General features: G+C 57.9%; 6 protein-coding genes, 1 other RNA gene and 1 pseudogene. 2 read left to right on the top strand and 6 right to left on the bottom strand.

Annotated features, from left to right (window positions below; genetic code table 11):
• Nucleotides 1–222 (bottom strand): hypothetical protein (locus tag FDM28_RS17785; RefSeq protein WP_206021993.1); only part of this gene is annotated, 222 nt, incomplete at its 3' end.
• Between FDM28_RS17785 and FDM28_RS15825 the strand changes: the two are divergent.
• Nucleotides 125–400, top strand: a pseudogene (locus FDM28_RS15825) (IS3 family transposase); the annotation flags it as partial. The gene FDM28_RS17785 and the pseudogene FDM28_RS15825 overlap by 98 nt on opposite strands.
• Here FDM28_RS15825 and FDM28_RS15820 read toward each other — a convergent pair.
• The 5 genes from FDM28_RS15820 to ompA form a co-directional block, all read right to left on the bottom strand.
• Entirely contained in the window at nt 389–1,648 is a 1,260-nt protein-coding gene (locus tag FDM28_RS15820) for a tyrosine-type recombinase/integrase (protein WP_138516844.1), read from the bottom strand. The pseudogene FDM28_RS15825 and the gene FDM28_RS15820 overlap by 12 nt on opposite strands.
• 206 nt (nt 1,649–1,854) lie before the next feature.
• Nucleotides 1,855–2,230, bottom strand: a transfer-messenger RNA (tmRNA) gene (gene ssrA / locus FDM28_RS15815).
• Nucleotides 2,231–2,242: 12 nt separating this feature from the next.
• Nucleotides 2,243–2,923: a phosphoglycolate phosphatase gene (gph, locus tag FDM28_RS15810; protein ID WP_138516842.1), complete on the bottom strand. Its 681-nt coding sequence runs from the start codon at nt 2,921–2,923 to the stop codon at nt 2,243–2,245.
• The gene (ubiG, locus tag FDM28_RS15805; protein WP_138516840.1) at nt 2,920–3,633 is read right to left on the bottom strand and encodes a bifunctional 2-polyprenyl-6-hydroxyphenol methylase/3-demethylubiquinol 3-O-methyltransferase UbiG; all 714 of its coding nucleotides are present in this window, start codon (nt 3,631–3,633) and stop codon (nt 2,920–2,922) included. The genes gph and ubiG overlap by 4 nt, the downstream gene beginning before the upstream one ends.
• A 69-nt stretch (nt 3,634–3,702) precedes the next feature.
• Nucleotides 3,703–4,344: an outer membrane protein OmpA gene (gene ompA, locus FDM28_RS15800; protein ID WP_138516838.1), complete on the bottom strand. Its 642-nt coding sequence runs from the start codon at nt 4,342–4,344 to the stop codon at nt 3,703–3,705.
• A gap of 236 nt (nt 4,345–4,580) precedes the next feature.
• On the opposite strand from ompA, the gene gyrA reads away from it, so the two are divergent.
• Entirely contained in the window at nt 4,581–7,235 is a 2,655-nt protein-coding gene (gene gyrA / locus FDM28_RS15795; RefSeq protein ID WP_138516836.1) for a DNA gyrase subunit A, read from the top strand.
• Nucleotides 7,236–7,259: the final 24 nt, after the last annotated feature.

Genomic DNA, 7,259 nt, shown 5'->3' with positions numbered 1-7,259 from the left:
TCGCCGAAGCGAAGGAGCCCCCGGAGAGCGCATCGCGTCTCTCCCTGTCAATTGCTTCATCCATCCTGCGGGTCGCCCCATAAACACCTCCTGATTGAAGGTGTTGCGACGACCGGTTGAATCCGCCCAGTACACCAGTGAGCACTTCCAGCAACTGCTCAAGGAACAAGGCATCACATGCAGCATGAGCCGGGCTGGCGAGGTCTGGGATAACTCGGCCATGGAGAGCTTCTTCAGTTCGCTCAAGACCGAACGCACAGCCAGGAAGGTCTATCGAACCCGAGAGCAGGCACGCGCCGATGTGTTTGATTACATTGAACGGTTCTACAACTCAACGCGTCGACATTCCACATTGGGGTACGTAAGTCCGATACAGTTTGAGGAAGCTTTAAAAGCTTAGGTCGGTGTCCACGGGACCGGCAGCAGCCCACACATCAGCGCCCCGTGCCAGCTTGTCCAAGTAGTCAGCCCATTGCTGCACCATTTCAAACCGCTGTTTAAGGTACTGCGTCCGGTTGTAGCTGCGTCCGTTTGAGTCTTTCACTGCGTGGGCTAGGTTCGCCTCGATTGCCAAAGGGTCTAGGTTCAATTCGTCCACCAGCATCGTGCGCGCGCTTGCTCGGAAGCCGTGCCAAGTCTGTTCTTTCCCAAAGCCCAATGCGTACAGGCCACTGCGTACAGAGTTATCAGAGATAGGCCGGTCATGACTGCGCTCACCGGGGAACACATAGCGCCCGTGCCCTGTCAGGGGCTGGATGGCCTTTAGCAGCGCCACAGCTTGCATGGGCAAAGGCACGACGTGCGCCTCTCCGTTTTCCTTTTCCAGCTTGGTGCGCTTCATCTTCATGCTGGGAATCGTCCACAGACCCGCCTCTAGGTCCAGCTCCGTCCATTCCATCTCTCGCAGGTTGCCGGGACGTTGGTACAGCATGGGGCCCAATTGCAGCGCTGTGCGCACGATAGGGCCGCCCTTGTAGCTCTTGATTGCGCGCAGTAGCTCGCCCATGCGCAGAGGCTCCACGATGGCCGCAAAGCTCTTGCCACGGTAGGGGGTTAGCCTGGCCTTCAATCCCTCAGTGATATTGCGTTGCTGCACGTCTGCCGTGGGTAGCCAGTAGTCCCAAACCTGCCGGGCCAGCATCAGGGCACGGTCTGCCGTTTCCAGAGCGCCCCGCTCCTCTACCTTGTGCAGCGCTGCCAATAGCTCCATGGCGTGAATCTCAGCGATAGGCCGCTCACCAATCCACGGAAACAGATCGCGCTCCAGTTGCCGCAACATGCGCCCGGCGTGGCTTTCGCTCCATTGTGGTGCCTGCTTTGCGTACCACTCCAGTGCGATGGCCTTGAACGTGTCACCAGTGCTGCGGGTGTTTTTCAGCTTTTCCAGCTTGCGCGCCTGTACAGGATCGACGCCCTCAGACTTTTTGAGCTTTGCCGCGTCACGGGCCTTGCGAGCCTCTGAAAGAGTTACTGCCGGGTAGCTGCCCAGCGCGAGCTGCTTTTCTTTGCCGTCAATCCGATACTTCAAAAACCAGCGCTTAGACCCTGTGGGGCTAACCTGTAGGTACATGCCGCCCGAATCGGCAAACCGCGCTTGCTTTTTGTCTGCCGGGCACACGGCGTTTTTGCACTGAGCATCAGTCAGCATGGGGGTACGGCTCCTAGTGGGGGTACAGTTTTTGGGGGTACAGGCTCAAAATCCCCCCCGTTTCTCTGGAATCTCCCCCCGTTTGTACCCCCGCTTTGGAGTAGCAGTCAATAGAGCGCTTTGTACTGTGCTGCACTGTAAGTGCTTGATTTTCCAAAGAAAAAGGCCGCTAGGTGTATGTTCCTAGCGGCCTTTATCAGGGGGTATGGTGGAGCTGGGGGGATTTGAACCCCCGTCCGCAAAACTTCCTCGAGCAGATCTACATGTTTAGCGGTCTGATTTGAGTCTCGCCACCGGAATCGCGCAGTCGCACGCTATGCCGGACGCCAGTACCCTACTTTCTCGCCTCTCACCAAGGTACCCGGTAAAAAGCCAGCCGATGTAAATGACCTTACAGCCTGGACAGCTTGCGCCACCCTTGCCCGGCCCATCGGCCTGCCGTTGTAAGGCTCACTGGTTATTAAGCAGCGAGTGCGAAACGTTCGTCGTTTGCAGTTAGTTTGTTTGAATCTGTTTTACGAGCGCATTCAGCTCGACATGCACCACAGCGATTCCAATCCACGTCGAAACCAGTGCAGCCCCTCAATCCCTATTTTAGGCGCTCGTCAGACTTTGCAAGAGCTGGGCAGGAGATTTAATTTCCACGTCAGCGCCCCACTCAGCCGTGTCCGCCTTGGCACCCAAGTATCCGTAGCACGCGGCCACAGAATACATACCCGCGGCACGCGCCGCCAGGATGTCACGTTCATCGTCGCCGACATAGACACATTGGGACGGATCAAGCGCCAAGCGGCGTGCGGCCTCCAAGAGAGGCTCGGGGTGCGGCTTCGCGTAGGGCGTTGTATCTCCGCTGATGACAACCGAAGCGTTCGCGAACAATGGCATCTGGGCAGCCAAAGGCTCGGTGAACCGCTTGGACTTGTTGGTAACTACACCCCACAAAACACTGCGGGTTTCCAGCTGGCCCAACATGTCTTGAACGCCCTCGAACACATAGGTGCGTTCGGTCATGCAGCGCTCATAGTTCACGAAAAACTCTTCACGCATCGCCTCGAACTCGGGGGAATCCGGGGTCATTCCAAACGCTACGCTCAACATCCCGCGCGCACCTGCACCCGCCATGGGCCGGTAAGCAGCATCCGGCAAGGAGGGCAAACCGCGGTCTGTTCGCATTTTGTCGGCAGCAGCCCCCAAATCCGGCGCACTGTCGATCAACGTGCCGTCCAAGTCAAAAAGCACCGCTTTTACTTCACCCACCGGTGTTTTCAAACTCATGCCGCAGGTTTCCGGGTAGCAAACAAATAATTGACTTGCGTGTTGTTGTTCATGGAGTAGCGACGGGTCAAGGGGTTGTAGCTCAGGCCCTTGGTCGCTTGAAGCTCCAGGCCAGCCTCGCGGCAGTAGTGTGCGAGCTCACTCGGGCGGATCATCTTGGCGTACTCGTGCGTGCCTTTGGGCAGCAGATTCAACACGTACTCAGCCCCGACGATGGCCTGAAGGAACGACATGGGGTTGCGATTCAATGTCGAAAAGAACACCCACCCCCCGGGTTTGACCATACGGGCACAGGCCTCGACCACAGAGGCCGGGTCGGGCACATGCTCCAGCATTTCCATGCAAGTCACTACATCCATGCTGCCGACCGCTTCAGCGGCCAGCGCTTCTGCGCTAATTTCACGATAGGTGACATTGGGCGTTTCAGCTTCCAAAGCATGAAGTTGAGCGACCTTCAAGGCCTTGGTGGACAGATCAATACCCAACACTTTGGCACCTTGCCGGGCTGCTGAGTCCGCCAGAATCCCGCCACCGCACCCGACGTCCACCATGGTCTTGTCTGCCAATGGCACAAAGGTTTGAATCCATGCCAAACGCAAAGGATTAATCTGGTGCAAAGGCTTGAACTCGCTTTCTGTGTCCCACCAACGATGGGCAAGCTCAGAAAATTTGGCAAGTTCAGCAGGATCGGCGTTGAGTGTGGTTTGCATACATGGATTGTGTAGGGACAAGAAAAAACCCGCCGGAGCGGGTTCTTTCTAATTATTCAAGAGAACAGATTACTTGGCGCGTGTACCAACCACTTCGATTTCCACGCGGCGGTTCTTGGCGCGACCTTCTTTGGTCTTGTTGTCAGCAACAGGTTGCTTCTCGCCCTTGCCTTCGGTGTAAACGCGGTTCTTTTCGATGCCCTTGGACACCAAGTAGGCCTTCACAGCTTCAGAACGAGCAACAGACAATTTCTGGTTGTAAGCATCGTCGCCAGTTGCGTCGGTGTGACCCACAGCGATGATGACTTCCAGGTTGATGGCTTTAACCTTGGAAACCAAGTCATCCAACTTAGCCTTGCCTTCGGCCTTCAACACTGCTTTGTCGAAGTCAAAGAATGCATCTGCAGCGTAAGTCACTTTGCTGGCAGCTGCGGCAGCAGCAGGCGCTGCGGCGGCAGGCGCTGCAGCTGCGGGAGCTACGGCAGCAGGTGCTGCGGGAGCAGGAGCGGCAGCCTTAGGAGCAACCAAAGCGCCATCGCAACCAGCGGCAGCGGTAGCTGGAGTCCAGCTAGCATCACGCCAGCATTGGCCATCAACGTTTTTCCAGACTTCGCCGGAAGCGTTGCGCCAGTTGTGGATTTCTTGGGCGCCAGCGGCAGTAGCCAATACGGCGGTAGCGATCAGGGCTGCTACTTTGTTCAGTTGTTTCATGGGACCTTCCTTTTACGGCAGAGACTGCAGCGAGCTGCGAATGATTTTGTGACGCCCTTACGCTGATGCACCAAAGACGTTCACAACATTGTGCCATAGCACAGACTCGAGCCTAAGAACCGCTGCCAACTAGTTCCGGTATCTGGGTTTGCCCGAAGTAGTTGTTGCAATCAGGCGACATGCGTGCGGCCGTAGAATCGCAGGTTGTCCTCGACGTTGATAGACAGACACCACCCATGACCCAGTTCGCCAAAGAAACACTGCCCATCAGTCTTGAAGAGGAAATGCGCCGCAGCTACCTCGATTACGCCATGAGCGTGATCGTGGGCCGCGCCCTGCCCGATGCGCGTGATGGCTTGAAGCCCGTGCACCGCCGTGTGCTTTATGCGATGCATGAGCTCAACAACGACTGGAACCGTGCCTACAAAAAGTCCGCACGTATTGTGGGCGACGTCATCGGTAAATACCACCCGCACGGCGACCAATCGGTGTACGACACCATCGTCCGTATGGCGCAGGACTTTTCCATGCGTCACATGCTGGTGGACGGCCAGGGCAACTTCGGCTCGGTGGACGGCGACAGCGCTGCGGCGATGCGTTACACCGAAATCCGCTTGGCAAAAATCGCCCACGAATTGCTGGCCGATCTGGACAAGGAAACCGTGGACTTCGGGCCCAACTACGACGGCTCCGAAACAGAACCCTTGGTGATGCCCACCCGCATCCCCAATCTGTTGGTCAACGGTTCGGGCGGTATTGCGGTGGGTATGGCCACCAACATTCCCCCCCACAACCTCAACGAGGTGGTGGACGCTTGCCTCCATTTGCTGAAGAACCCGGAAGCCTCCATCGACGACCTAATGGACATCATTCCGGCACCGGACTTCCCCACCGCCGGCATCATCTACGGCATCCAGGGTGTGAAAGACGGCTACCGCACCGGTCGTGGCCGCGTGGTCATGCGCGCACGCTGCCACTTTGAAGACATCGACAAGGGCCAGCGCCAAGCCATCATCGTGGACGAGCTGCCCTACCAGGTCAACAAAAAGACCTTGCAAGAGCGCATGGCCGAGCTGGTGCACGAGAAGAAGATCGAAGGCATCAGCCACATCCAGGACGAGTCCGACAAATCCGGCATGCGCCTAGTGATCGAGCTCAAGCGCGGCGAAGTGCCCGAGGTGGTGCTCAACAACCTGTACAAGCAAACCCAGCTGCAAGACACCTTCGGCATCAACATGGTGGCATTGGTGAACGGCCAGCCCAAGCTGTGTAACCTGAAGGACCTGATCGAAGTCTTCCTGAACCACCGCCGTGAGGTGGTGACACGCCGCACCGTGTTCAACCTGCGCAAAGCCCGCGAGCGCGGCCACGTGCTGGAAGGCTTGGCGGTGGCTCTGGCCAACATCGACGACTTCATCCGCATCATCCGCGAATCGCCCACCCCACCGGTGGCAAAAACCGAACTGATGAACCGCCCTTGGGACAGCAAGCTGGTACGCGAAATGTTGACCCGCACCCGTGCCGACGGTGGAGTAGTGAATGCGGATGACTACCGTCCCGAAGGCCTGGAAAAAGAATTCGGCATGGGCAACGACGGCCTGTACCGCCTGTCAGAAACGCAAGCGCAGGAAATTCTGCAAATGCGCTTGCAACGCCTGACCGGCCTGGAGCAAGACAAGATCGTTGCCGAGTACAAAGACGTGATGGCAGAGATCGAAGACCTGCTGGATATCCTGGCCAAGCCCGCACGCGTGGCGGTGATCATTGGCGAAGAATTGGGCCATGTGAAACAGGAATTCGGCCAGACCAAGATCGGCGCGCGCCGCAGCCTGGTCGAACACTCCTCGTTCGACCTGTCTACCGAAGACCTGATCACCCCCACCGACATGGTGGTCACGATGAGCCATAGCGGCTACATCAAGAGCCAGCCCTTGCATGAGTACCGTGCCCAGAAGCGCGGCGGCCGGGGCAAACAGGCCACCGCCACCAAAGAAGATGACTGGGTGGACCAGCTCTTTGTAGCCAATACCCACGACTACATCCTGTGCTTCTCCAACCGCGGCCGCTTGTACTGGCTCAAGGTCTGGGAAGTGCCGCAGGGCTCGCGCGGTTCCCGCGGCCGCCCCATCGTCAACATGTTCCCCTTGCAAGAGGGCGAAAAAATCACGGTGGTGCTGGCACTCACCGGCGAAAAGCGCACCTTCCCTGCCGACCAGTATGTGTTCATGTCCACCAGCATGGGCACGGTTAAGAAGACTGCGCTCGACGAATTCAGTAACCCGCGCAAGGCCGGCATCATTGCCGTGGACCTCGACGAAGGCGACTTCCTGATCGGCGCAGCACTGACCGACGGCAAGCACGACGTGATGTTGTTCAGCGACGGCGGCAAGGCTGTGCGCTTCGACGAAAACGATGTGCGCCCCATGGGTCGTAACGCCCGCGGCGTGCGCGGCATGATGCTCGATGAAGGCCAGAGCGTGATCGCCATGCTGGTCGCTGAAGACGAGCAACAAAGCGTGCTCACTGCCACCGAAAACGGCTACGGCAAGCGCACCAACATCACCGAATACACCCGCCATGGCCGCGGTACCAAGGGCATGATTGCCATCCAGCAATCCGAGCGCAACGGCAAGGTCGTGGCCGCAACCTTGGTGCACGCCGAAGACGAAATCATGCTGATTACCGACAAGGGCGTGTTGGTGCGCACCCGTGTGAGTGAGATCCGTGAAATGGGTCGTGCGACCCAAGGCGTGACGCTTATCGGCCTGGACGAAGGCTCCAAGCTGAGCGGTCTGCAGCGCATCGTGGAAAACGACGCCAACCCGACCGATGCAGGTGAAGGCGACGACACAGCCGCCGGTACCGAAGGAGATGCGCCCGCCGCTGAGTAACTATCATTTTGATAGCTACTCCCG

The sequence above is a fragment of the Rhodoferax bucti genome, from assembly GCF_005876985.1.
Taxonomy (GTDB): domain Bacteria; phylum Pseudomonadota; class Gammaproteobacteria; order Burkholderiales; family Burkholderiaceae_C; genus Allorhodoferax; species Allorhodoferax bucti.
The sequence above is the reverse complement of the archived record's forward strand: the minus strand, read 5'-3'. Positions and strand labels throughout refer to the sequence as shown.